The organism is Paenibacillus sp. J22P59, from assembly GCF_059383895.1.
Map to the genome: position 1 here is coordinate 63,955 of NZ_JBXENX010000007.1, position 26,175 is coordinate 90,129.

Here is a 26,175-nt window from a genome sequence, read left to right on the forward strand (position 1 = left end):
TTGGCGCTTCTTTTGGCACTTCGGCCACATCAGGAGAAAAACACATGAAGTGGTATGCCTACCCTAACCTGTATACAGCTTTAACCATGACCCTCGGCTCGATGCTCATCGCGGCGGGCTTCAATTTATTTCTAATCCCCCACCAACTGCTAAGCGGCGGTTTATCAGGAATCGCCATGATGATCGGATATATAACAGAAGGTAATATTGGTCTTCTGTATTTCCTGCTTAATATCCCCGTCCTTGTCTGGGGGTGGTTCATTGTAGGACGCCGATTCATCCTATGGAGCATGTTCACTGTAATAGCATCTACACTGTTCCTGCAGCTCATTCCTGTCGTCGCACTTGCCGAGGATATTGTTCTTGGCTCCGTGTTTGGCGGAATTATTCTTGGCTTCGGAACAGGCCTGACTTTGCGCTATGGCGGTTCCTCCGGGGGCTTTGACATCATTGCCTCTATCGTGAACCGCAAGCGTGATCTGCCGATCGGCATGATTATTTTTGTGCTGAATGGATTAGTCATCGCAGCGCTAGTCTTATTTTCTCAAGATTGGAATCTGGCCCTGTATTCGCTTGTTTCCATCTTCAGCGCTGGTAAGGTGGTCGATCTCATTCATGTCAAGCATATTAAGGTGACCGCCTTCATCGTCACGACCAAGACAGAGGAACTCCTCAGCAAGCTGCTGATTCATCCTCGGGGAATTACGATTATTAAAACGAAAGGCGCATTCTCTTCTGCCGAACGGGACATGTTAATGACAGTTCGAACGAGGTATGAGTTGTCTGAGCTCCGCAAAACGATTCAGAGCGTAGATCCAAAAGCCTTCGTCAATATTGTGGAGACGGTCGGCGTTCTGGGCGACTTCTCCAAACCGAAGGAATAAAGGATGGATTGCTGCAAGCGGTATATGGTCAGATATGGAATCATATACATATCTCTATGTTTTTGCAAAAGTACCTGTTATAATGTGGTTATCCCGTTCGTTAAAAAGTTTCATGCCATATGATTTGCCCTGAACCTAGATGAAAGGGTGATGCTCAGGTGGATATAGAAACCGTTACGTTGTCACAAATTGTGGAGAGACTCGCACCAGAATTAGGCTCTTTTCTAACTCAGCGTGAATTAGCGATCAATATTGTACTGCGGGATGGACTCGCTGTATTAGAACCAGCGGATGCCATGGAAATCGTCCAGCACAGTATATGCGAGCATCAAAGAGAAGCTTTGTTGCAATGACCCTTCGGATAATCAAATTTCACAATTTTCATCCGCCTGCTGAGATCATTCTCAGCAGGCTTTTTTGTCTTCTGGACGCTTATATGAAACATTTCCCTAGTTAAAAACTAGAGCTTTAGAAAAAAATAAGTGTCATAGACGGCTATTCTGCTTTATAATTTGGTAAGAAAAGCTAGCGAGGAGAGAGCATAATGGATGTTATTTTTTCAACTTTGATGCTTTTGTATGGCTTATTAACAGGCACCGGGGAAGAAAATATTGCAGCTAAGCACATAGCCGCCTCTGTACTCAATACAGCAGCAGGACAGACTGTCGTGGAGACAGATCCTGCATTCGGAGGAACAACTTCATCGGAGCAGACAGAGCCTGGGGTGAAGCAGGACCCTCAGCCAGATGCCCCTGCCGTAAAGGGGATATATGTAACTGCACACAGTGCGGGCGGTGCAAGAATGGCGTCGCTTGTCAAGCTATTGGACGACACCGCTCTGAACAGCATGGTAATCGACGTCAAGGACGATAACGGCTACATAACCTACCCAACCCAGACGCCTGAATTGCTGGAACTCGGCACGCCGCAGAAATACATTCGGGATATCAACGGACTAATGACTACTTTACAACAGCATGAAATTTATCCAATCGCACGCATTGTTGTATTTAAGGATACCGTCTTGGCCCGTAAGCAGCCTGAGCTGTCCTTCCGTCACGAGGATGGAACCATATGGAAAAACGGACGCGGAGAGAGCTTCGTTAACCCTTATCGAGAAGAAGTATGGAAATACAATGTCACCATAGCGAAGGAAGCTGCTCGACTAGGCTTCAAAGAAATTCAATTCGATTATGTGCGCTTCCCGGAGGGCTTCGAGAACAAAGCAGACTCGCTAACATTCGATAAAAAAGAAGAAGAAAGTCGCGTAGACGCTGTAGCTGGCTTCGTCAAATATGCCCGGGAGCAGCTGGAGCCTTTGGGAATTCGAGTATCCGTGGATATATTCGGCTATGCTGCATCAGTTCCAACAGCAGAGGGCATCGGGCAGGATTTCGTCAAAATTTCCAATGATGTCCACGTCATATCTCCTATGGTCTATCCAAGTCATTACAGCACCGGCTGGTTCAAGCAAAAAGATCCGGATAGAAGCCCTTACGCAACGATTAAGGGAGCTATGGAGGACACCCATGAGAAGCTGGAGTCAACTGGTGATCTCAAGCCTATCATAAGGCCGTGGATTCAAGATTTTACGGCAAGCTGGTTAGGCAAAGGGCATTATATCAAATATGGCAAAATTGAGGTCGAATCCCAGATCAAAGCACTGAAGGATACAGGAATCGAAGAGTTTCTGCTGTGGAATGCAGGCAATAAATATTCCGCTGGCGTCAAATATGAATAAAGCCATCTGAAGGCGCAGGAGACTCTCTCCTGCCTTCTACGTAAGAATTCAACCTTGTGTACCAATCCATAGCAAAGAGGCCAGAGCAACCGCTCTGGCCTCTTTGCTTGCTATTTGCTTACCTATTGCATCATAGTCGTTGACGATTTACTGAGAAAGACGAATCGCAAGCTCATACATATCCATGTTGAACGGCTTTTTGGAATTAACAACCGTATCGATATCCGTTGTTACCAGCTCGCCGCGTACAATTCCGCATGCTTTGCCGGATTCTCCAGCGAGCAGCTGATGTACAGCGAAATCACCCAAACGGCTTGCCAGAATGCGATCGACAGCCGTCGGCGTACCTCCGCGTTGGATATGACCGAGAACGGTAACTCTTGGCTCAAGACCGCAGCCATTCGTAATTTCACGTGCTACGTCCTCGCCCTTGCCAGCTCCTTCAGCTACAACGACAATACTATGGCGCTTGCCCTTAGCAAAGTTAGCCTTCATTCGTTCGGATACCTCCGATAGATCTACCGGCACCTCTGGCACGATAATCGTCTCGGCTCCGCTTGCAAGTCCTGCATGAAGAGCAATGTCGCCACAATGGCGGCCCATAACCTCTACAACAGAAGAACGCTCATGCGAGGACATGGTGTCACGAATTTTATTAATAGCATCAACCACGATGCTGACAGCCGTATCAAAGCCAATTGTGTAATCCGTGAATGGAATATCATTATCAATCGTGCCAGGCAAGCCCATCGTCTTAATGCCAAGCTTGCTTAATTTATTCGCTCCTTGATAGGAACCATCGCCGCCGATAACAACAAGGCCGTCGATGCCGCGCGCACGCAGTACATCTGCACCGCGCTGCTGGCCTTCAGCCGTTGTGAATTCCTTGCAACGAGCTGTTTGCAGAAACGTGCCTCCACGTTGGATAATATCGCCTACACTGCGCAGATCCATCTGACGCAAATCATCGTTTAATAGGCCTTGAAAGCCGCGCTGTACACCGTAGACCTCAATGCCATTGTAAATTGCACTGCGCACAACAGCACGAACTGCTGCATTCATTCCTTGCGAATCGCCACCGCTGGTTAATACTGCAATTGATTTCACAGAAGTCATAACTCATTCCTCCAAAAAGTATAAATAATAGTTAAGCCTGTTGCCTTCGTATCCACATGCTGTTAACGAGGAAAAACAGACGGGTAAGCGGACTTTTTCTCATAAGCTTGCGGGTCACAATACGAACCTCTGACTGAGCCCTAACTTTGGGATCAGACAAATACAGCGCAAGCAGACCCTCTATAATAAGGCGATGGAAGCGATAAGCCGGCAGCTTCTTCACATCCTCGCGCGCACTGCTTGCAATAATCCCCATTCTCTCCACTAGCTGACTCTCGCTCTCATAGTAGCGGCAGAAATTCAAGTCACCGCCTTCAATATCCTCTGCTTGATCAATTAAATAATCGAGCAGGATATGCAGGCTGCAAACATGGGGGAAATAAATATCTTTAATTGCCGCTGCATCTTCCAGCGATAAACCTTCGTCGCTCGCAGCGACGAAGAGCATAAACATGCCCAAGGTTGACCCTGTTGCTGCAGCAAATTCATTCCATTGCAGATTCGGATAGCTGGACTGATGTTTATTCCACCAAGCAAGCAGCTGTGGCTCTCGCAATTCCTTGCGAATATGCTTGTACACCTGCAGATCCACGTATAACGACACGAGCTGCGTAATGCTTGGCTGAGCCATCGCGTAAGACGGCAATTGCGCAGCATGCAGCTGACAGGTCGATACAAGATGCTGCAAATATCCGTTATCTTCCTTTTCTTTATGTAACGCATAATAAGACTTCATTGGCGCATTTGGATCAATGGCATCCAGCATAGATTGATGCAGCAGACGGAAATCATCTGGATCAAGCGAGGTGCTTCGATCGCATAGGTTATCCAAATAATCGCTTATCGTCTGTAGCGCCACAATAAGCGGAATCAGATGATGTCTCTGTTCCAGATTGGCGCTGGCATACACAGCCCCGCCTTGACAGTGGAATTTCTTGCTTGTCATGCTGTCAAGCGCTTGTGTGCGCAGCTCAGGATCAGGAATCAACTCTGCTAAGCCTCTCAGCCTGCCAAGCTCTGCCTCTACTTCAGGCAGCACATATTTATATACCCGATGCATCAGCTTTAATGGGCCTTGAGGAGCGCTTCTGCCTAATAAAGTTGTAACCATCACGTTGCACCCTCCTATCATGGTGTTTATGAATGCGGGCGTGATGCTAGCTCCTGATTAATGCGATACCAAATATGCAAATCGTTAATACGGCTGGCATATTCCGCAATTGTCGAGTTAATACGACAGGATTCCTTGAAATTTTCTTCTTCACTCAGCGCAGTTTGCAGTTGGTTAATTATACGTTCAAATTCCATAATTCGATCAGGAATCGTACCGCGGATCATCTCCCATTGCTCTACCATATCTGATTGCTCGCTAGAATCGTAGTGCTCCCATTCCTGCTCTATGACTGGCAATGAGATACGAAGGCGTTCATTCCAAAGAAACATCTTCATAGTAACCCCCACACATAAATGTACCATTTCGACAAATAATAATCCAGCGTTAGATCTTCTGACATTTCGTATGTCATAGATTCTACCATCTACCCCATGGCAAGCTCTACGCTATTGCGATTGGATTCATTAATAGTACGCTTCTTTTCTGTATATATAAAGTCCCCCTGCAGACTAATGGCAGCCTGCTGGGGGACCTTCTGTGCAAGAAGCTTATTCGTTCATTTCGAAATTGGTATATACGTCCTGAACGTCATCATTATCTTCGAACGCATCCATCATTTTGCCCAGCTTGTCCGCATTCTCGCCTTCCACTGCTACCATCGTCTGCGGCAACCAGCTGATACCTGCATTCACAAAAGCATAGCCTTCCTTCTCCAGAGCCGACTTTACCTTCTCGTACTCGCTTGGCTGTGTAAGAATCTCGTAGCTATCTTCATTCACGATAAGATCCTCTGCACCCGATTCCAGGGAAAGCATCATCATCGTATCCTCATCTGTATCGTGCTGCTCGCGATCTATAACGAGAAGCCCCTTATGGTCGAACATATAGGATACACATCCGCTCTCACCCATGTTGCCACCACGTTTGTTGAAAGCAGAACGAACATCTGCCGCTGTCCGGTTACGATTATCTGTCAGGCAGCGAACCATGATGGCAACTCCGCCCGGGCCGTAGCCTTCATACATAATTTCCTCGTAATCAACAGCATCCCCGCCTGCCGCTTTTTTGATCGCGCGCTCAATATTATCATTGGGCATTTGCTCCGCACGAGCAGCGGTAATCGCATTCTTCAATCCAAAGTTCGAATCCGGGTTAGGTCCACCCTTGCGTGCCTGCACGTAAATTTCACGCGACAGCTTAACGAACTTGTTATTTTTAGCCTGATCGGCCTTTCCTTTGCGGTCCTTGAACAATTTAAATTTCATTGTAATTCGCTCCCCTGACAAAGTTTCCAATGATCAGTTTATCACTCAAGGACGCCTGTGGTCAAAGCTTAAAATGCGAGACCGACTGATTCAATTGTTCGACAACAGCCTTTAACTCTCCCGCTGAACCAGACATCTGCTCCATAAGGGCCAACTGCTCTTCCGTCGTTGCTGCGACGGATTGAATCGTATCTAAATTATTGGAAGCAGCAGCAGAGGATTGTTCCATCGAAGCCGCCACTTCCTCGGAGCTCGCTGACATTTGCTCCGTTATTGCTGAATTCTCATGGAGCTGCTCACTCATAATTTGGATAGCGTTAATAATCTCCGTCAGCCCTTCCTTCACTTTCATCATCGGGTCCATGCCCAGCTCCATCTGTTCAACGGTTGCTGCCATGTGCGAAGACGCTCCATTGATATCAAGCCGCGTTTTTTCAACCAGCTCATTAATCTCTTCTGCTGATTCCATAGATTGCGCAGCGAGCTTGCGGATCTCGCCAGCAACAACGGCGAAGCCTCGTCCTTGCTCCCCTGCTCTAGCCGCCTCAATAGAAGCGTTCAGAGACAAAATATTAGTCTGCGCCGCAAACGAAGTAATCCGTTCGGAAATTTGTCCGATCAGCTTCGACTGCTGCTCCAGAGAATGGATGTTGACCGCAAGCTCGGACATTACCTGCTTCACACCCAACAGATGCCCTACAAAATGATTGAGTTGTTCTCCACCTTCCTTGGAATGGACCGAGGTTGTTGTAGACTGATCAGCCATCGCTGCTGTATTGCTGGCAATACGCTGAATTCCAATGGTCATCTCCTCAATCGCTTTTGAGGTTTCCTCAGCGCTCCGTGCCTGTACCTCTGTCCCTTGCGTCACTTCTTGAATATTAGTAGCTACATGCTTAGAAGAAATGGAGGTCTCCTGTGTCGCTGTAAGAAGCTCCTCCGACGCTATTCTAACCTTAAGCGCATTGTCCAGCACGCCGCCGATGAGCTTTTTCATATTCATAATCATAGCGTCCGTTGCTTCCATAATATGGCCTAGTTCATCCTTCGCATATTTAGCCTCAGGTTCAACGGTAAGGTCACCCTTCATGACTCTAACCGTCTTACTTACCGCCCTTTTGAGCATGACGACGAAATTTCTCAAAATAATAAAGGCGAAGACGGCCATTACACCTGTGATAACGAATGCAACGACAATTGAGAAGATAGTTCTCAAATCATTAGCCTTCATTATATCTGTTGTACTTATGCTGACATGATTCTCAATTGTTTCGCTAAGCTCATCCAGCCCTGACCGGCTTTGCGCGAACAGCTCAGCAAGTTGCTTGTCATTCACATCATTGGTGCTATTGCTAATATTTTTCGTTGCTCCGGCAATCCATTGCTGCAAGTTCGTTTCGAAATGCGCAATGACCTCTCCATTCGTACGCTTGCTCGTTGGGTGAGCAAGCTCTAATAAGCCTGCTTGCGCCAGCTTACTTTCGGCTTCTTCCATCCGGGAGAAAGCCTGTTCTACATTTTCCTGTACGTCTTTCTTGGCTTGTGTAAGCTCAGCACCCGAGATGCTGCCTGACTCAATAAGCTGATAAGCCGTCAATGCCTGATACATATCACGATCAGCATTCACAACATTATCGTTGGATACGTATGCCGTATCATACAGCATCGTTTTGATGCTTTCCATCTCTTTGGAGTAGGACAGCGGCAAAAAAATCGTCGTAAACAGATAGAACAAAATCGGGATAGCCAATATCGTAATCAGCTTAGTCTTAAAGGTTAGTTTCATCATAATACTTCCTTTCAGCGTTAGAACGCTAATCTCTAAGCTATATATCGGCACTTCTCACGAAAAAATAATATTTTGTTACGTAATATATTCTTTCAATTATTTACACACATCGGCAGTGAAAAAGCGTACAAAAAACCCCTTCGGGTGCCCGAAGGGGTTGCGGTGCTCAATAAAAGTAAAGGCTATTCTTATAATTTCACAACGTTAGCTGCTTGCTCGCCGCGATTGCCATTTGTGATGTCAAATTCTACGGGTTGGCCTTCTTCCAATGACTTGAAGCCTTCGCCTTGAATAGCTGAGAAATGAACGAATACGTCTTCGCCGCCCTCAATTGAAATAAAGCCATAGCCTTTCTCCGCATTGAACCATTTCACTGTACCTGTCAAATAAATAACCCCCTAAAATGACTGTCGTTTCAAACGACGAGTACCTCTATTATATATTCCATATTTGGAAAAATCAATCATATCGAAATGTGCAGATACTCATTCGAACCAGGGATGAATGGAAGCTTGGAAGATCGGATCTCAGGCTTGCCTCCATACTCTATAATTGCTTGAAGCAGCTGCTCCATATCCGGATACGGCTCCCAGCGAAGCGAATAGATTGGATAGATTCGCACATCCCCGCCTGCCTGACAAACCCTCATTAGCTCCAGTACAGACTGTTTATGAAATTCAAAATTAAATTGATCGGCATAAAGAAATAAAAAATGGCTGCAAAGAACCGTTGAGAAGGTTCCACTGTCAAAGGACAGCTCAGGCAATGAGGCCGCTTGATAGCATTCCTTTCCCGCTGCCGTGCTCAAATGCTCGCTAAACCGAGCGAGCGAGGTTTCCCTTCCAGAACGATGCTGCTCCGGACTGCCATAGTAGCTCCAGTCGAAGGAATCGGCAAGCTTAACGATCTTGGAGGTAGAGACAGCAATTTCTCCCGATGCTTCCTCTATCCATTCCTGCGCGCTTCTAGCATACCTTGGATCAATAGCCTTGGCTTTATAACCGCGATTGTTCAATTCTGCCGTGAATGAAGAAGCGCCGCCAGCAACATCAAGCACCGTCCCCTTAGCCAAATCTGTCTCACTCAAATCGAACATTCGTACATACTCGTCATATCCTCGGCATGTCATTGCTACGCCTACCTGTTCATACGATTGCTTGTTCATCTCTTGCACTCTCCTCAGCTCATCTCAACTCGTCTCAACTTGTTCACAATCTGCATGATACGCTTGTCACACAGGAACAATATCCTGATTCTACCATCAATTATTATTGATTTCCACCCCTAATGTTGGCTATGATGAAGAGTATACGATTTTAGCAGCGAAGGGTGGAGCTACCATGTTCAAGAAACATGAAATATTCAAAACAGATAAATACAACATGCTGACCGTAGAGGTACAAGGCAAGACATTGGTGCTGCGTGAAATTTCCGATCAATGGGGCGAAGAATGCCATATTTTTATTAGCCGTCCCGAAATGATGCACTGGGCGGAGAACCGCTTCCGCAAAGCAGATTATGAAGGCCGTGAGGAAGAACTCGCAGCGATTATGGCTGCCTTTAAAGAAGTTTAATCATTTTTGTAAAAATTTTGAAGCGGGCGGGAGGATAATTTCCTTAATACGGCGAACTTAACGTTACGACGTACCGCATACGCTCATACAGGAGGCTTTCATCCAAGATGGATCCTATCCCCAATATTATTTTTATTATTGCTGCCTTCGCACTTGGCGGAATCTTGATCCTAAAAAAAGATTCCATAGCCCCTGGCCTGCGGCGCGGACTAGCTATTGTATCAATAGCATTTATCGCATTTGCTTTCTTTCTCATCGTCTATAGTTTTTTTTCGATGGGAAGCTGAGTATTTGAGATTGCACCAGACCATACTAGAACAAATTATGTTCTAGAGGTGATAGCAAATGAAATGGCTGCCCATTCTGTTGACATTGAGCTTGGTGCACGGCTCTGCGGTACCTATTACCGTCAGGGCGGTCTCGCTCCAAGCTGCACCATCCATAACCGTTCCGAGGAGGAGTTCAATGAATCACTTACCGAAGCGTTCCCAGACTGATGTAGAAACCCGTTGGAAGCTAGAGGATCTATTCGCGAATCAAGCGGCTTGGGATAAAGAATTTGCAGACGCCAAGAAGCTGATCAAAAAAGTAGAAGCCTTCCAAGGCAAGCTCGCAGACGTGAAGCAATTGAAAGCCTGCTTTGAGCTTGAGGATGAGCTGTCCCTCCATGTCGAACGATTATATGTATATGCGAATATGAAGCATCATGAGGATACGGCAGAGCCTGTCTATCAGGCGTTGTCTGACCAATCCAAAAAAATCAGCGTAGAGACAGGCGAAGCGCTGTCCTTCATTACACCTGAGGTGCTCTCCTTATCCGATGAAGCGCTGGATGCTATGATCAATAACAAAGAGCTTGCTGAATATCGGCATACACTGGAAGAAATGAGACGCCAGAAAGCCCATGTCCTATCCAAGAACGAAGAGGCTCTTCTCGCGCAGGTAGGCAATGTCAGCTCGGCTCCAGGAACGATTTTTAACATATTGAATAATGCAGATCTCAAATTCCCAACGGTCAAGAATGAGAATGGCGAAGACGTAGAGCTGACTCAGGGCCGTTACATTCAATTTCTGGAGAGCAAGAACCGTGAGGTTCGCAAGAATGCTTTCAACACCATGTATGATACATATGGCAAGCTCAAAAACACGCTGGCCACTACATTGAATGCCAACGTTACCAAAAATATTTTTTATGCTCGGGCACGCAAATATCCATCTGCATTAGATATGTCTCTGTATGGCGATAATATTCCGCAGAGCGTCTATACGAACCTGATTGACACGATTCACAAGCATTTGCCGCTCATGCATAGATATATGAATTTGCGCAAAAAGCTGCTAGGTGTCGATGAACTCCATATGTATGACCTTTTTGCTCCGCTAGTCGATGAATTCGATATGGAAATCTCTTATGCGGATGCGAAGAAAAACGTTAAGGAAAGCCTGAAGCCGCTCGGCGAGGACTACTTGTCCGTGCTGCAGGATGGCTTCGATAACGGCTGGATTGACGTCTATGAGAATGAGGGCAAGCGCAGTGGAGCTTACAGTTGGGGAGCATTCGGCACACATCCATATGTGCTGCTGAATCACAAGGATAATCTGAACAGCATGTTCACCTTGACTCACGAAATGGGCCATGCGCTGCACTCCTACTACTCCGACACGAATCAGAATTATCGGGATGCGCAATATACGATCTTCTTGGCGGAGGTTGCTTCGACGTTGAATGAAGCGCTTCTGATGGATTATTTGCTCAGCAAATCAACCGATCCGAAAGAAAAAATGTATCTTCTCACTTATTATGCCGACCAATTCCGGACGACCGTATTCCGCCAGACGATGTTCGGCGAGTTCGAGAAGATCATTCATGAGAAGACAGAGCAAGGCGAGTCGTTAACGCCGCAAGAACTTAGCAAAATCTACTATGATCTTAACCTGCTGTATTATGGGAAAGACATGGTCGTAGACAAAGACATTGAGATGGAATGGGCACGTATTCCTCACTTCTACAACAGCTTCTACGTCTACAAATATGCGACAGGCTTCTCTGCCGCAACAAGCTTCTCCAAGCAAATTCTGGAGGAGGGTGCGCCGGCTGTTGACCGTTATCTAGGCTTCCTGAAGAGCGGCGGCAGCGACTTCTCCATTAATATTCTCAAAAAAGCTGGCGTTGACATGTCCTCACCAGAGCCGATCGAGCAAGCGATGAGCGTATTCGAAAGCTTGATCGAACAGATGGAGCAATTGACGAAGTAATCCGTTCAATCGTATGGGCGGCAAGGATTAAGAAAAGGACAGCCGCGGCTGTCCTTTTTTTTATTTGTAACCCTTACTATTGCTGAAAGCCGCTAAATGATCTCATTTTGATTTTATTGGCAGTAGAGTCATGTATACTATAAATGAGGTGATAATATGATACGATTGGCTAGCTTCATAGTGATACTGACAACTCTTATGTTAGCTGCGGGCTGTACAACAGCTAACAACAGCAACATACCACTATCTAATCCAGAGCAAAGTGCGAACGGCTTAGTAATAACAAGCGAGGGACGAGCCCAATGGGATGAAGACAGCGATGCTTTGCCCTTTGAGGAGATTATTAGGAAGGCTCCGTTTGCCGTAAAGCAGCCTGTGATCCCATTCGTGGCAACTCATAAAGCCGCAAAACGATTTGATCATTCCTTTACTCTAATCGAATTAAATTACGCAAATGAAGAACAAGGACTTCAGTTAATTATTGCACAATCAAACTCCAAAGATAATTCTCCACCGAGAGGCGATCAAGGGCCTCAGCTACAGGATGGCACAGAGACCTGGATTCAAGGGGATTCCAGCACAAGTGCCTTATATTGGAAAAAAGAAGGCTTGACTTATGTTGTAGCTTCTAACCAAATTAAAGACAAAGCCTTCGTTCCCTTATATGATGCCTCTCAATTGGCCGAAATTGCCAATACCATGCTCTAAAGAGGAATCGCTATACAGAGAAAATAAGCCCCCTGCGCGTATACGGGCATTGAGGGCTTATTTGCTTAATCTTACTTGTAGATTGAAGTATCTAAAGGAATAATGAATCCGCCGTCAACAGCTTGAGTCACATTTATTGCGATGTTCTTTACTCCAGAAATAACTACCTCAATCGTCTGGAGACCACTATTAGGTGAAATTTTCTCTACTTTTTTAAGGAGCACATTCTTATCATTATCTGTAATTTCAAGAGACTCTACTTCCTTGCCGACTGCAGCGAATTGCAGAACAAGCTTCTGATATTTGCCGTTAGGGCTGAGGGCGGTATATTTAATATTGGAATGAGGTGCGCTGTACAGAACTTCCTTATAGCTCTTGCCGCCGTATTTGGTCAGTACAGGGTCCTTGGTATGCAGACTGGTGTTAAAATCCTCCTTCATTACGGGAACACCTGCCTGCTGTTCGCCAATAATCACCTCTTTGGCTTTCCCGTCATAATTCACCGGAATATCCAGTAGCTCAGAAACAGATCGTACCGGAAGATATGTAGTTCCTTTATAAGTTATGGGAAGCAACGCTTTACCATTGCTATCTTTGAGAGGGGTAATCTCCCCATTCACTCTGATTTTTAAATCTCCATTTAACAACGCTTTAATCTCTTGGAGATGTGAGCTTGCTAAAGCACCTGTGCCCATGCCAACCAAAAGTATCATGGTACCGCATAAAGTCGTAACAACCTTCTTCTTCATTTCTGTTTTCCTCCTCTTGGATATCTTCAAATCCAGAAACTACTGAAACACCGGTTATTGAGAAATAATTTCTGAAAGCTGACGCTACATATGGGATAGCCTCTGAATTTTTGGAGTTGAAGATTTTACCTCATTATATCATAAAGCCCAATTCTTCATTTCTATTACTCCGTTTTTCCAAACTGCTTGCTATTTCATTGAAGCAACGTTTTCCGTTAGCTTATTCTTTTGTCGTCCGTCGAAAGGGGATTTTGTTGGATAGATCAGTGCCCTTTACTCGTTCATGCGCTTCGATGATCTCAGGCACATTTTCTTTAGTAAGAATCAGTCCGCTTATTGTATTGCTGATAACAACTAATTCAGATTGATTAAACGTGTTAAGCTCGGAAATTAAATTTTGAATCCGCCTCTTAAAGCCTCTTATTAGTCCATCAACAGCTCACAGTGGAATCTTAATGCTCCTTGATTCCTGCTTTAAGACAGATTCCCCAGCCGAACACTGTTTCTTTACTTGTCAGCTCTGCCCGAATGGTATTGACACCCTTCTTCCAAATAACAGGCATCATTATATGATCTGAACGTATCCGGCCATCATTATTCGGCGGGTCCCACATCCAGAGTCCATGGTATACTTCCTCTTCGTTTATCCAAAGCCGCAGCTCATCACTATAGCCGAAGGAAATGCTAGATTCCGTTTCACTTGACAAGTTAAGGGTACTCTTAATTTGGACGATTTTTTCTTTTTCTGATGAAAAGAGTCTATTAATATTCAAGATGCCATTCTCTTCGGTTGATGCTGCTATCCATTTAAGCTCTTCAGGCTGGGAATCAGCGGAATAGGGCTCACATACCAGCCATTCATTGATAAACTCATCTTTTTTTCTTTCAGCAAAGGATGGAGAGCTACTCGGCATTGTCTCGATAGATAAGTCGCGTACATATACCGGCAGATAGCCCCAAACCCCAATATTTCCCGAAACCTTCCCATGCTGAAGCTTTGGAATAATTAATTGCGGAGCGGAGAAATCATCGCCAATATAGATGGCTGCGGATTGTTGATCAACATCAATGGTAAGCTTAACCCAATCGCCGACAGTATAGTGGGTGGAGGCTAAGTAATCTGGCCCATTATATATTTGCCACGTTGTTGATCCGTTCATTACGGGATCATACTGGATCTCTCCTGTTCCATCGCCATCGCCGGGGGACAGATAAATTAACTCATAATTAGCTGAATCACGTGCCCCGAACGCTAAGCCAATAAACCCAACAGCTTCAGGAATCGCTACTAAAGCTTGAATGCGGAACGATTCCGATTGAAAATCATGGTTTATAAAAGCAGCAGTACCTGCCTTTTTTAGATACAATGCTTTCAAACCTCGCCATTCTCCTATACTCGCATCAGATTCTCCAAGTTCAAGTACCGAGAAGTCCTCTACTAAATTCCAAAAACGCTTATCATCTAATTCTTTGATCTCACTCATTCCACCGCTCCTTCACACTTGGAATTATACCATAAATTGTAAAGAACGTTTGTTCCCATGTCAATAGGAGAAGGTTAGCGCATTAGTTCAACTAAGGGATGCTCCCGCATTTTCGCTTGCGCTAAGTCCTCCTCATGGTAGTTTCTTTCCTTTATATTCTTTAACAAAAAAATACCCCTGTGCACTGCCGAATTCATGCAGTACACAGTGGTATTTTCTTTAGAGAAGCAGTAAGCCTAGCAGCCAGCCAACTACCCCGGCTAGCACAGAGGACAGCAGGTTCACCCTGTCATTATTCAAAAAGCCGAAGCCGCGGATTCGCTCCGCAGCAGAGCCGCAATGGTTGCTGCGCTCGATCTCGCTGCCGCAGACCCGGCAACGGTACATCGCCTGCCCTGTCGCACCAAGCAACGAATCCGCGAAGCAGCCGGCCAGGCCTGCTATGGCAGCAACGACTATGAAAGCCACTGCACCGCCTAAAGTGTCCGCAGCAGTACCAGCTTGTTGTGTGAGCTCCAGCAGCACGACAGCGACAACGCCGATGAAAGCCGCACCGGCGAATGCTGCCGAAGAACCGAGCAGCGTAACCGCGCCGCTCGTACCAGGCGTCACTCGCTTGCCGCTTATAATCGAGCGAGGAGCTGTTCGGCTCAAGGCGCCAATCTCTGTCGCCCAAGTATCCGCATTTACTGCGGCCATTACGCCAATGTACGCGAACAGCCAGCCGTCATGCGGCCAAGCAGCATGAGCTGCGCACAGCAATAGGCCGATGCCTCCATTGGCCCACACTTGTCCGGCATCCCTGCGCCCAGTCTTCTCATATTTAGCTTCAGCTGCTGCCTTGGCACGATGCCTTTTTTTCCACTTCGACCATATCGTTGAGGATACAAAAAAAGCAATCAGGCAGCCAAACCAGACCGGCTCTCCTAATGTAACGAAGCCCGTTCCCATCACTCCGGCGGACCAAGCTCCCGATCCTGACAGAGAGCGGGACCGATAAGCTGCGGCAGCCATAAAGCTGCTGCCGATTAATCCGATTAACAGCCGCAGCCACCATTCATCAATCCATCCAACCATATCCACGCACTCCTCTATAGGCATGACTCCGGATTAAGTCATTGCCTTATGCCATCGATCTACATAATTCGTACAGATCATCAGCTCCGGGTCCAATGCTGCCGTCTTCCGGATGGAACGCTCATCGTTAATCGTCCATGCCATCACTTGAATATTCGCTTCTTTCAGCAGTCTCAGACGTTCTTTGTTCAATCTGCCATATTCAATGGATAAAAAATCAGACTCCGTCTGCTTGAGCTCCGTAATCAGCGAATTACGCCAGCCGTCTATTATAAGTCCTGTCCGTACTGAGCCTTCTGATAGCTTGAGCATATTATACAAGGCTCCAGCATGGAAGGACGTAATAACGACCTGATCTTCCAGCTGATGCGCGCGAATAAGCTCCAGCACCCGCTCTTCCAATTGTGGATATCGAACGCCGTCGGTTTTCAGCTCAATATTCATTTTGCAGCGTCCGCCGCACTCTAGAAGCACCCGCTCCAGCGTAGGAATCCCCTCACCTTTATAGAGAGGCGAGAACCAGCTTCCCGCATCCAGCGAAGCAAGCTCCGCTGCCGTCCAATTGCGGACTTCCCCTCTGCCATTGGTCGTTCTTCTCAGCCTGTAGTCGTGAATGACAACAGGGACATGGTCCTTAGACAACTGCACATCAATCTCAATCCAGTTCACATCCGGCACATTAATAGCCATATGAATAGCTGCAAGCGTATTTTCCGGCGCACGGCCGGACCAGCCCCGATGCGCTACGCACGGATTCTTCATTGTAGCGATCACCTTCCCTCTAGCGCTTTACTTCGCCTGAATCGTGCCATCTTCACGAAGCTTGACACCATAAGAAATCGAGGTTAACCGCTCCAGCAGCGTCTGCGCTGTATCTGGCGCCATTGGCGCAGGCTGAGCCAGCTCTGCGAGCATCGGATAAAATTGCAGCTGGCAATCACCCGATTTCGTACATACAGCATCCAGCACACCTGTCTCTCCAGATTTCCCCTTCGGATACATACTAAAAATGAAGTTCCCTAAACTGTATGCAATCCATTTTCCCTTATATGTCTCAAATCCTTGCAAAACATGAGGATGGCTTCCGATAATCAGGTCTGCCCCGGAATCAATATATTCCCGTGCGAAGTCACGCTGATACGTTTGTGGAATATCCTCTCTCTCTTTACCCCAATGGACCATAACAACCACAATGTCAGCTTCTTTTTTTGCTTTCTTGATCGCTGCATTCGCTCTGGTCGTATCATAGGTCTCCGCTACTCCGGCAACATTCTTATCCGCTTTCCAGGAGACTTCCGGCACCACCTTGCTCAGACCAATATAAGCAACTTTAACGCCGCGGATTTCCTTAATTACAGGAGTAAAGGCTTCCGTATCGTTATTTCCTGCTCCCATATGGGCAATGCCCGTCTTATCCAGATGCTTCATCGTATCCAGCAAGCCTTCAACACCATGATCTAGTGTATGATTATTTGCTAGACTTACGACATCAAAGCCCGCATCTCTTAGTGCAGGAAGAGCTTCTGGCGATCCTTTGAATACGAAGGATTTGTCTGCCGGCATTTCGTGATCCGTAACGGGATACTCCAAGTTGCCTGCCGTAATATCAGCCTCGCTCAAATAGAGCAGAGATTTCTTATACGGGTAATCATAGCCTTGCTTATTAAGCGCTTCGCCAACAGTAGCGCCTAACAGAATATCACCCACAAATGACAATCGTACCTGCTGATCATCGGGCACCTCGGGATTCGTACTCGGTGTTGGCTCCTCCGGCTCAGAGGATGGTTCTGGATCTGGATCAGATCCAGAATTATCAGCTTCGCCATCAACATTTGGATTGGTCTCTTCAGGAGGCGGCGGCGACTGCTGCTCCTGCTGTCCGCCCTTATTATTATCAACTAGAGAATCGTATAGTCCGCCATCCTTCATCGAGAGCCATACGGCTAACAAAATAATAATAAGACCTAGCATCGTTAAATTAATCGTTAGTAAGCGACGAAATTTGCGCTTCCGCTTGCGTTTATCATGCTGTCTTGATTCCGAACGGGATACGTACATGGAAAGCTCCTTTTTCAATATAATTCAAATCAAAGAGAGACTTATCCATTATAGCAAGGTTCCTAGCAATTTGCGAAATTTCATAGACTTGCCAGAATCGCTTGCGCTGCTACCTTACCCTGCCTAATACAATCCGGGAGTCCGACACCATCAAAAGCCGCTCCAGTCGCATAGATGCCCGGCAATTCTCTATCCATACGGTCTCGAAGCTGCTGTATATTCGTCAGATGGCCTACTGGATATTGCGGCATTGAACGTGGGAGCCTTGTAATCTCGGTGAAAATCGGCTCGGCAGATATGCCCATCGTCGTCCGAATATCCGCTAGCACCGCCTGCTTCAATTGCTCATCAGGAAGCATAGCTGACTGTTCTTGTCCTGCACGGCCCACATAACAACGCAGCAGCACCTTGTCGTCAGGACTCGTATGCAGCCATTTATTCGAGGTCCAGGTACAAGCCGTTATATGAAGCCCTTCTGCTGATGGGACCAAAAAGCCCGAGCCGTCAAAGGAAAGCCCGAACGTATCCTTCTCAAAGCCCATAACTACATTGGCGACTGATACATAATCCACTGCCCGCAATTCTTGTACATCTATATGCGGCTCCAGCAAATCCGCTGCATGATAAGCTTGTGCAGTAACGACAACCGCATCAGCAGACAGCCGTTCTCCCGAAGACAAGACAACCTCATAGCGCGTCCCCTGCTCAGAGCCGCTGGATTCTTCCAGCTTGTTAATAGCGGCAACTGTACTTCCAAGCCTTCGTTCCGTACCCTGCAAAGCTCGATCCAGTGCATCCACCATCGTAGACAAGCCATTCTTGAAGCTAAGAAATACGCTGCCCTTCACTTCCTCCGGTATCCCTTCGGGGGCAGCCTGAGGTTTAGCAGCTTGCTGCTGCAATTGCGTACCTCGAATGAGGCTCCCATGCTGCCTTTCCGCTTCCGCAAACTGAGGGAATGTCGCCTGAATGCTCAACTTGCTCAAATCTCCTGCATAGATACCCGCAAGCAGAGGCTCCGATATATGCTGAACAATCTCAGGACCGATACGACGCGACAGGAACCCGCCCAATGACTCATCTCCATCTGGTGCCCCGCTTGCCATCTCAAGGTCTTCCATTGCCCGCTGCTTGCCTTCCTCCGACACCAAAGCGCTTTGCATAAAAGCATCCAGATCGGTAGGGATGCCAAGCACTAGCCCTTTGGGCATCGGGTGCAGCTTGCCTTCCCGCATAATATAAGCTGTTTTGCCTGTCTGATTCTGCGCCGTCAATTCATTCTCGATGCCAAGCTCTTTGGCCAACTCAATTATGGGCAGCTTACGAGACAAGAATGAATCTGGTCCCCGCTCAATGACAAAGCCATCACGCTGCAGCGTATTAATTTTCCCGCCAAGGCTGTCCGCTCCATCTACAATCGTCAGATGCACCTTCCGCCCTTGCCGCTCCGCTTCCCGCTGCAAATAAAAAGCGGAGCTCAGCCCGCTGATGCCTCCGCCAATAACGACAATTTGATCAGCCATTCCGATTCTCCGCATTCTCATTCTTCCTTTCTTAAAGGACTGCTTCAACTACTGACTCTGCTAAAGTCTCCATATATAGAGGATCACGATTAAGCATCTTGATTCTATCGAGTGTCATTCCAAGCTCGCTGGCTGCTGTCTTCGCTTCAATATCCAGATCATACAGCACTTCAAGATGATCCGACACGAATCCGACCGGAGCGACCAATACCGCTTGTATTCCTTCATTGGCAAGCGTCTGGAGTGTATCCAGAATATCAGGTCCGAGCCAAGGCTCCTTCGTCCGGCCTGCGCTTTGCCAAGTGAATTGCCACTCGGATGCATCTATGCCTGCTTGTGCAGCTACAGCTTCGGAAGTCTCCATAAGCTGCTGCTCATACGGATCGCCAAGCTCACGAATTTTTTCAGGCAAGCTGTGTGCGCTGAACAGCACCTTCACTGGCTTCGCTCCGTCAGATGCTTGATCCAGGCGAGCCAGCCCATCTGTCACGCGTTCCGTCAATGCCTTGAGCAGCTTCGGATGCAAATGATACTGCTTCACAAACGACATCGTAATGCCCAGTGCCTCCGCCTTCTCCTGCGCCCGCTTTACATAAGAGCCAACGCTCATACTCGAATAATGCGGCGCCAATACAATACCGACAGCTTTGGTTATGCCATCACTTGCCATCTGCTCAACGCCGTCCTCGATATAAGGACTAGCATGCTTCAAGCCTTGATAACACGCATATTGACCTGGAGCCAACTGCTCCAGCTTATCTTGAAGCCCTGCTACTTGGCCGTTCGTATTCTCACGAAGCGGGAACACCCCTCCTACAATTGCCTCATAGCGTCCCGACAGATCTGCTAATTGCTCAGGTGTAGGCGGGTGGCCCCGTCTAATATGCGTATAATAGGCTTCCACATCCTCCAAACTTTGAGGTGTTCCGTAGGACATGACCAATACGCCAATTTTATCGTTTACTTTCGCTTCAGACATGACTGTTCTCCTTCCCTGAACGCTTGTTGATCGCTTGCTCGGAATACGTATGAATGAACGCTGTCAGCTCGGCAAGCTTCTCTAATGAAGCTTCTGGGAAAAGACCGTGTCCAAGGTTAAAAATAAAGCCAGGCTGCTCTAAGCCCTGCTCAATAATTTCGGCTGCATACGATTCGATAACAGACATCGGTGCCGTTAATACCGTAGGATCGAGATTGCCTTGAACGGCAAATTTGCCATCTAGACGACGACGCCCCTCCGGAATTGAGATCCGCCAATCAAGGCCGATAACGTCTGTCTGCAAGGTCTTGAGCTCTGGCAGCAATTCACCGGAGCTTACACCGGGGAAGTAAACTTTAGGCTGCTGCAAATCTGATAGTTCTGCAAATATTCGCTCAATTGTAGGCCATACATAGGTACGGAAATCTGCTGGCGTAAGAGCGCCTACCCAGCTATCGAACAGTTGGAAGGCTTTGCCGCCTGCTGCAATATGAGCGCGCAAATAAGTAATGACCATATCGCCGAGCTTGTCCATTAGCTGATGCCATACTTTAGGCTCGCTGTACATCAGAGCTTTGGTCCGCAAGTAATTTTTAGAAGGCTTGCCCTCAATTAAATAGCTTGCAATCGTAAACGGAGCTCCTGCAAAAGTAATGAGAGGAACCTCAAGCTCTCGATCCAGTATGCGAATCGTCTCCAGAACATGCCCAAGATCGCCTTCCACATCAATAGGCTTCAAGCGTTCAACATCAGCTGTCGAACGTATTGGGTTGGCAATAACCGGTCCGATATTCGCAACAATATCAAAGTCAATGCCAATAGAAGCTACTGGATTCATAATATCGGAATATAAAATAGCCGCATCAACGCCAAGCTTGCGTACCGGCATCATCGTTACTTCGGCAGCTAGCTCTGGCTGTCGGCAAATCTCTAGCAGAGAATATTTTTCTTTAATCTTGCGGTATTCGGGATCGTATCGTCCCGCTTGACGCATATACCATACGGGTACTGTGTCTACATGTTCCTTCCGGCATGCCCGAATGAAACGGTCGTTATAACTCATTGCCGTTCCTCTTTTCTATAGTTTTTCTTTAAATTCCATTATGCCCGTTTTCCCAACCTCTAACAACTGCCCTCGTCCGACTTCCTATGACAATAGTATGACAATAAGCTCTCTGCTGCATGAAGAAGAGATGAATCATGCTAGAAAAGCAAAATCGACCGAAGCCGTCTCGGTCGATTCACTCGGTCTTCATCCGTATTCTTTAATCCCACTTGATCGTTGGGTACTTGTCTTCAAGAGGCGCTAAGATTCTCTCATTGTTCACTTGCGGCTTCTCTTGCCCAAATAGGTCTGCCAATTGAGGCAGAGAATAGAATTGCAGCGTAACGTTCATCGTATACACTGGCTTTTGCTTATCAATAAAAGGAGAACTGCGCAAATCAGCTGTAAGCTCTGATGCATTAGCTAGTCGAATGGTCCATCTTGGACTAGCAATCAACCATTCACTTCTCTGAGCATTTTGCAGGAATTGCAGCTGGTTTTCCAAGTTTGCCGCAATCGTCACGTTAATCTCGCTTTTCATTACTTCAGGATTGGACTGTGCGTTCTCTCCAGCATCAGCAGCATCAGCAGCTTCCGCCTTGTCTTCTTGCTGAAAATCCGTTAGCACAGCTTTGGACTGAAGAACAAGCTGCAGCAGCGAGAGCAGCATCGCTGAGTCTTTCTTTTGCAGCGGGATCTGACTCGCTAGCTCTGTGAGCTGTTGCTCCGTAATCGTCTCCATCGTATATTCCAACTGCGTCGTAGCAAGCGCTTCTTGCGAATTCACTGCTTCTGCTTGGGTATCCCCAAGCTTGGTCCAAGCGGGCAAAAGAAAAATCAGAGCAACTGCAATATTCAAGAGCAGCAGACCGGCAATCATAATCATATTGCGAGTAGGTCGTTTGAGCGAACGCACAAACGAGGCTTTCCATTGCAGCTCCATTATGGCGACTCCCCTTCCCCATCTTTTAAGGCAATATTTACGAGCACTTTGTATACCGGCTCTGCCTTTGTTACATTTTCAGCCAGAGGGGATTCTTTGGTTAGTTCTTTCCGGTAGGTCGTCAAAGCGATTTTTTCGAGTAGCGGAGCTTCCTCCAGCTGTTGGATATAAATTAGGCTCTCTTCGATCACCTTGAAATCAATCTCGGCTTGCATAGACCGGCCATCCTCTGCAGCACCGATATAGACAGCCGTTGATTCTTTTGGCATATAACCAACAATAGAGGCAAGATAGGGGATCCATTCCGGCCGTTCATCACGCAGCTGCTGCACGCTTGCGCTGATTTGCTTGAATTGATTAACTTTAGCCAATGACTCGCCGTTGGTACGCAATTCACGAATCTGCTGTCTGTTCTCTAATGCCGCCAATTGATTCGCATTAGACTCCTTGCTCCATAAGCTCGCATAGTACCACTGAGCTCCTAACAGAACAGCCATCAGTACGAATAATAGCGGGACGAGCATCGCATTCTTCTGCTGTTTGGATACCTTTGGAGGCAGCAGGTTGATAGACTTCATCCTTCCTTCCCCCTTAAAGCAAGACCCAGCGGTACAGAGAGCGCAGATAGGCTCGCTTCCGGCTCATTGCCTTCTGTTGCAATCATGCTCCAATCCATCGTTACGACCATCTGGCTCAGGCTTCCCGCCATTACTTCTGCAAGCCTGTTCATGCCAGAGATGTCACCCGATAGCAAGATAGATTGGACTTGACGGTCACTCTTGTTCACCACATACGTGTAGAAATTCATAAGCCTCTCCAACTCCGATATCAAGTCCTCCGAAGCTGTCGTGAATATTTGATCAGGGGAAGAGAAATTAGCAAGCCATTGTCTATTATCATCATTCGCTTGATGCTCCATCGTCCGGAAGGACACCTCGACGTTGCGCGTCATGCGGAATACGCCATCCTCTATAATTGTGAATTCCGAATTCGTCTCATTCACATCTACAATAATATGAATGCCCTCCATTCTAAGACGGCTGCGTTCTACTAATCGGATTAGAGAGAATGCCTTTATCTCAAAGCTGACCGGTATCAGCTTTAACTGCAGGAGCAGCTCATTATATTGCTGTAGAACATCAAGTGGAGCAGCAACGACCAGCACCTCACACAGGTTCTCCTGAGCCTGCTCAGCAGGGGCTTCTTCTGCAGCGGGATCGTTCAGCTTCGCTGGCTCCGGCTCATTAGACACAGCCTGCACCCCGGATTTGGTAGCTGGGAGCTTAATGAAATCATAGTGCGGCTTATCGAAGGCAAGCTGAAGATTATGCTTCATCTCGAATTGGACAAGCTTGCTAAGCTCGCTTTGTGATAAATCCGGCAGCTTCAGCATTCGAACCATCACAAGAGGACTCGGTATAGCAAAATGAACGTATTTCGAGCTGAGATTCGCTGTGGCTAGCAAGCCTTGCATAATTTCCAGCAGCTCAGCTTGCTTCATAATACGCCCGTCCTGTATCACTCCTGCTGGCAATGGCGCCGCCGTGTACTGATCGATACGAGTGAGCTTATACCCGTTCTCCGAAATTCCGCATAGCTTTACCTGTTCATCTGTCACTTCGATGCCTAACGTGTGATGCCCGCTCTTTAATTTACGCAGTAAAGATTGACTCAACGTCGCTCCCCCTTCCTATCCCGTAATGCAAAGCGTATTATCATAATCATAATATTGAAGGCTGCTGGCGAACGTTGTTGCTCCGCCAACCATGAAGCCTTTCATCCCATTGCTCGGCTGATTGCCGCTTCCTTTTAGTTTGGGAATCTCCTTGAAGGCCGCATCCCCAAAAACGATGAAATAACCATTGAGCTTCATGCTTTCATTAATCTGGTTGGCGCTTTCAAAGTTTTTGTTAACGATAAAATCTCTGCCGATTGTAATCTTATCCAAGCCTTGCCCGCTGAAAAAGCTGCCTCCAATAACGAAGGAATCTCCTACAGCTAAATGCTTGATATGATTTTGGAACCGTACATCCACTTTAACGATAAAATCCCTCTTAATTGTCAGGCTGTTAACAGAGTTGTCTATGGCTACATTCCCCCGTACAAGCACTGAGCCTTCAACCTCCATATTGACGGTATTCGTTGCAGTTAAAGAGCCTCCAATAATCAGATCCCCTTTAATTTGGAGCTTCTTAATCGAGTTCTGGAATTTCATGTCTCCGCCGATTACCATATCGCCATCTACAATCAACTCATCCAATACCCCTTTTGTTCCTAGCGATACGTTCCCCTTGATATAAGCATCCCCGAATATATTCAGCCTGCTGCTTGCGCCAGGAGCTTTGCCTGTCATGTCGATCTCCGCGATTTCAAGATTTTTGCCGACGATTACCGCTCCCTTGAAGGAGGTCTCCAAGATCGAACGACTAATGAACAGATCTCCCGTCGTTCTAACCGACATTGCTGGTGATGCTGAATAAATATCGGTTACGCTGCCATGGCTATTAATCTGTACATTCCCTTTATATTCGCCTACCTCCTGTGTTCCGTTAACGATTAGAGTAGAGGGCTGAGTATCACTGTTATTAATCTCTGACACCAGCTTCAGCTTATCCTCTGTCCTCGATTGAAATTGATCAATCAAATAATAATCGGCGTAGCTGCCGAATTCATTCCGAAAGTTCCCTTGGTAATTATTATCTATAAAGTCCTTTGGTGCCGCAGTAATAACAGCATCCGGATTGCATTCACAGAACAGGTTGTTGAATCTGGGATTATTCTGAATGACTTTTTTCGCACTGCTTAGGACAGGCGGCGTAGGAGTTGGCGATGGTGTCACAACCACTGGAGGTGTCGGGCTGGACTCCGGTGTTGGTACAGGCATCAATTCATAACGCAGCTTGCTGCGCCTAACTTGATTGCCAGACCCGCTCTCCGCATAAAAGGTGACGGCGACAGGCAGTCCGCCCTCCCTGATAACAGCAATCTCTTTTACACCAAGCTCCGTCTTAATGCCATCAAGCTCTTGCACGAGCTGGTTAATATCCTCTTCTGTATAAGGGAAGAAGGGATTGCTGTTATTCTCCTTTAATTGCTTATACATTCGGTCAAATACGGTCCGAGCTGATTCTGCCTGATTAAAAGCCTTCTCCTTGTTGCCTCCAGTCTTCACTTGCAGCAGTCCCACATTAGCGTTCGCGGCGAGAGGCGCAATAATGATAGCCATAATTACGATGAAGCCAAGCACCATCAGAAGCGTATTTCCTCTTTCTGAACGAAAATATTTTTTCATTGCCTTTCCCTCCCAATCCGTATTATTCTAATGTAAATCTATGCGAATACTATTATTTTCTGGAGGAAGCCTATGAATAACGAAAAAGGACTATCGCTTATTGAAGTGCTCGGCTCAATCGCTATTCTGGGCATTGCTGTTCTAGGACTTGCCTTCATCCTTCAGCAAGGTGCGGCCCATACCAAGAGCAATGAGAGGAAAGGCAACACCGTGCAGCTGACAAGAAACGTTATGGAAGAAATTAAGGAAAATATAAAGGATCAGCCCAGTGTCACTGTATTCGGGCAATCATTGCCTCTTGCTGTGCTGCGAGACCATCCTAGTGCTTCTCTGGCCCCACTCTACTATCCGAGCCAAGCAGACAAGCAATACGAATTTCAAATTAAAACGAGCAGCCATTCCCTCGGATCGATTAATTTGCGCAATGGCGTTGCTGCAGAAGACAATCTGCCCGTATACGAGAGCTATAATACCGCTGATTTATTCAGGTATGTCGTCATTACATGCAGATCCTTAGCCAGTAATGACGAATATGAGCTGACCGCTTACGTCGCTTATCAATAATAAATGGAGGTGAA

The 26,175-nt window shown here is 46.8% G+C and carries 27 protein-coding genes; 8 read left to right on the forward strand and 19 right to left on the reverse strand.

Annotated features, from left to right (window positions below; genetic code table 11):
* The first annotated feature begins 44 nt into the window (after positions 1 to 44).
* The 3 genes from AC50YO_RS13650 to AC50YO_RS13660 all read left to right on the forward strand — a co-directional run bounded on the left by AC50YO_RS13650 (position 45) and on the right by AC50YO_RS13660 (position 2,625).
* A complete protein-coding gene (locus tag AC50YO_RS13650; protein ID WP_494847697.1) occupies positions 45 to 884 on the forward strand; it encodes a YitT family protein in 840 nt (279 codons plus the stop codon).
* Between the two features lie 158 nt (positions 885 to 1,042).
* Positions 1,043 to 1,237: a hypothetical protein gene (locus AC50YO_RS13655; protein WP_494847698.1), complete on the forward strand. Its 195-nt coding sequence runs from the start codon at positions 1,043 to 1,045 to the stop codon at positions 1,235 to 1,237.
* 191 nt (positions 1,238 to 1,428) lie between these two features.
* On the forward strand, positions 1,429 to 2,625 hold the full coding sequence (locus AC50YO_RS13660; RefSeq protein WP_494847700.1) for a putative glycoside hydrolase: 1,197 nt from the start codon (positions 1,429 to 1,431) through the stop codon (positions 2,623 to 2,625).
* 147 nt (positions 2,626 to 2,772) lie between these two features.
* On the opposite strand, the gene pfkA is transcribed toward AC50YO_RS13660, so the two are convergent.
* The 7 genes from pfkA to AC50YO_RS13695 form a co-directional block, all read right to left on the reverse strand.
* On the reverse strand, positions 2,773 to 3,741 hold the full coding sequence (gene pfkA / locus AC50YO_RS13665) for a 6-phosphofructokinase (protein ID WP_494847701.1): 969 nt from the start codon (positions 3,739 to 3,741) through the stop codon (positions 2,773 to 2,775).
* Positions 3,742 to 3,772: 31 nt separating this feature from the next.
* Positions 3,773 to 4,852, reverse strand: a complete 1,080-nt coding sequence (locus AC50YO_RS13670; protein ID WP_494848110.1) for a tetraprenyl-beta-curcumene synthase family protein — start codon at positions 4,850 to 4,852, stop codon at positions 3,773 to 3,775.
* Between the two features lie 26 nt (positions 4,853 to 4,878).
* Positions 4,879 to 5,190: a hypothetical protein gene (locus tag AC50YO_RS13675; RefSeq protein WP_494847702.1), complete on the reverse strand. Its 312-nt coding sequence runs from the start codon at positions 5,188 to 5,190 to the stop codon at positions 4,879 to 4,881.
* A 213-nt stretch (positions 5,191 to 5,403) separates the two neighbouring features.
* The gene (locus tag AC50YO_RS13680) at positions 5,404 to 6,120 is read right to left on the reverse strand and encodes a YebC/PmpR family DNA-binding transcriptional regulator (RefSeq protein WP_494847703.1); all 717 of its coding nucleotides are present in this window, start codon (positions 6,118 to 6,120) and stop codon (positions 5,404 to 5,406) included.
* Between the two features lie 61 nt (positions 6,121 to 6,181).
* Positions 6,182 to 7,906 (reverse strand): methyl-accepting chemotaxis protein, encoded by a 1,725-nt coding sequence (locus AC50YO_RS13685; protein ID WP_494847704.1) that lies wholly within the window; start codon positions 7,904 to 7,906, stop codon positions 6,182 to 6,184.
* Positions 7,907 to 8,097: 191 nt separating this feature from the next.
* Positions 8,098 to 8,295, reverse strand: coding sequence for a cold shock domain-containing protein (locus AC50YO_RS13690; RefSeq protein WP_494847706.1), 198 nt, complete (start codon positions 8,293 to 8,295; stop codon positions 8,098 to 8,100).
* A 77-nt stretch (positions 8,296 to 8,372) separates the two neighbouring features.
* Complete coding sequence (locus AC50YO_RS13695) at positions 8,373 to 9,074, reverse strand: class I SAM-dependent methyltransferase (protein WP_494847707.1); 702 nt, start codon at positions 9,072 to 9,074, stop codon at positions 8,373 to 8,375.
* A gap of 175 nt (positions 9,075 to 9,249) precedes the next feature.
* Here AC50YO_RS13695 and AC50YO_RS13700 point away from each other — a divergent pair, with 175 nt between their 5' ends.
* The 4 genes from AC50YO_RS13700 (at position 9,250) to AC50YO_RS13715 (ending at position 12,447) form a co-directional block, all read left to right on the forward strand.
* Entirely contained in the window at positions 9,250 to 9,483 is a 234-nt protein-coding gene (locus tag AC50YO_RS13700) for a hypothetical protein (RefSeq protein WP_494847708.1), read from the forward strand.
* A 350-nt stretch (positions 9,484 to 9,833) separates the two neighbouring features.
* Positions 9,834 to 9,980: a hypothetical protein gene (locus tag AC50YO_RS13705; RefSeq protein WP_494847710.1), complete on the forward strand. Its 147-nt coding sequence runs from the start codon at positions 9,834 to 9,836 to the stop codon at positions 9,978 to 9,980.
* Complete coding sequence (pepF, locus tag AC50YO_RS13710) at positions 9,949 to 11,739, forward strand: oligoendopeptidase F (RefSeq protein WP_494847712.1); 1,791 nt, start codon at positions 9,949 to 9,951, stop codon at positions 11,737 to 11,739. The genes AC50YO_RS13705 and pepF overlap by 32 nt, the downstream gene beginning before the upstream one ends.
* Positions 11,740 to 11,895: 156 nt before the next feature.
* Positions 11,896 to 12,447 (forward strand): hypothetical protein, encoded by a 552-nt coding sequence (locus AC50YO_RS13715; protein WP_494847713.1) that lies wholly within the window; start codon positions 11,896 to 11,898, stop codon positions 12,445 to 12,447.
* A gap of 71 nt (positions 12,448 to 12,518) precedes the next feature.
* On the opposite strand, the gene AC50YO_RS13720 is transcribed toward AC50YO_RS13715, so the two are convergent.
* From AC50YO_RS13720 to AC50YO_RS13775, 12 genes are all read right to left on the reverse strand, one after another.
* Positions 12,519 to 13,196: a stalk domain-containing protein gene (locus AC50YO_RS13720; RefSeq protein ID WP_494847715.1), complete on the reverse strand. Its 678-nt coding sequence runs from the start codon at positions 13,194 to 13,196 to the stop codon at positions 12,519 to 12,521.
* A 452-nt stretch (positions 13,197 to 13,648) separates the two neighbouring features.
* Positions 13,649 to 14,680, reverse strand: a complete 1,032-nt coding sequence (locus AC50YO_RS13725; protein ID WP_494847717.1) for a hypothetical protein — start codon at positions 14,678 to 14,680, stop codon at positions 13,649 to 13,651.
* 219 nt (positions 14,681 to 14,899) lie between these two features.
* Entirely contained in the window at positions 14,900 to 15,757 is an 858-nt protein-coding gene (locus AC50YO_RS13730) for a DUF92 domain-containing protein (protein ID WP_494847718.1), read from the reverse strand.
* A gap of 33 nt (positions 15,758 to 15,790) precedes the next feature.
* Positions 15,791 to 16,519, reverse strand: a complete 729-nt coding sequence (locus AC50YO_RS13735; RefSeq protein ID WP_494847720.1) for a glycerophosphodiester phosphodiesterase — start codon at positions 16,517 to 16,519, stop codon at positions 15,791 to 15,793.
* A 27-nt stretch (positions 16,520 to 16,546) separates the two neighbouring features.
* Positions 16,547 to 17,815 (reverse strand): CapA family protein, encoded by a 1,269-nt coding sequence (locus AC50YO_RS13740; RefSeq protein ID WP_494847722.1) that lies wholly within the window; start codon positions 17,813 to 17,815, stop codon positions 16,547 to 16,549.
* An 80-nt stretch (positions 17,816 to 17,895) separates the two neighbouring features.
* Complete coding sequence (gene hemG / locus AC50YO_RS13745; RefSeq protein ID WP_494847724.1) at positions 17,896 to 19,353, reverse strand: protoporphyrinogen oxidase; 1,458 nt, start codon at positions 19,351 to 19,353, stop codon at positions 17,896 to 17,898.
* 16 nt (positions 19,354 to 19,369) lie between these two features.
* Positions 19,370 to 20,317, reverse strand: a complete 948-nt coding sequence (hemH, locus tag AC50YO_RS13750; protein ID WP_494847725.1) for a ferrochelatase — start codon at positions 20,315 to 20,317, stop codon at positions 19,370 to 19,372.
* On the reverse strand, positions 20,310 to 21,380 hold the full coding sequence (gene hemE / locus AC50YO_RS13755) for a uroporphyrinogen decarboxylase (protein WP_494847726.1): 1,071 nt from the start codon (positions 21,378 to 21,380) through the stop codon (positions 20,310 to 20,312). Before hemE ends, hemH begins: the two co-directional genes overlap by 8 nt.
* A gap of 202 nt (positions 21,381 to 21,582) precedes the next feature.
* Entirely contained in the window at positions 21,583 to 22,305 is a 723-nt protein-coding gene (locus tag AC50YO_RS13760) for a hypothetical protein (RefSeq protein WP_494847727.1), read from the reverse strand.
* Positions 22,305 to 22,883 carry a hypothetical protein gene (locus AC50YO_RS13765; protein WP_494847728.1) on the reverse strand — a complete coding sequence of 193 codons (579 nt, stop codon included), beginning with the start codon at positions 22,881 to 22,883 and terminating at the stop codon, positions 22,305 to 22,307. Before AC50YO_RS13765 ends, AC50YO_RS13760 begins: the two co-directional genes overlap by 1 nt.
* On the reverse strand, positions 22,880 to 23,980 hold the full coding sequence (gene pilM / locus AC50YO_RS13770; protein ID WP_494847730.1) for a type IV pilus biogenesis protein PilM: 1,101 nt from the start codon (positions 23,978 to 23,980) through the stop codon (positions 22,880 to 22,882). The genes AC50YO_RS13765 and pilM overlap by 4 nt, the downstream gene beginning before the upstream one ends.
* A gap of 15 nt (positions 23,981 to 23,995) precedes the next feature.
* A complete protein-coding gene (locus AC50YO_RS13775; RefSeq protein ID WP_494847732.1) occupies positions 23,996 to 25,597 on the reverse strand; it encodes a hypothetical protein in 1,602 nt (533 codons plus the stop codon).
* A 72-nt stretch (positions 25,598 to 25,669) separates the two neighbouring features.
* Here AC50YO_RS13775 and AC50YO_RS13780 point away from each other — a divergent pair, with 72 nt between their 5' ends.
* Positions 25,670 to 26,161: a type IV pilus modification PilV family protein gene (locus tag AC50YO_RS13780; RefSeq protein ID WP_494847733.1), complete on the forward strand. Its 492-nt coding sequence runs from the start codon at positions 25,670 to 25,672 to the stop codon at positions 26,159 to 26,161.
* The last annotated feature ends 14 nt before the right edge of the window (positions 26,162 to 26,175 follow it).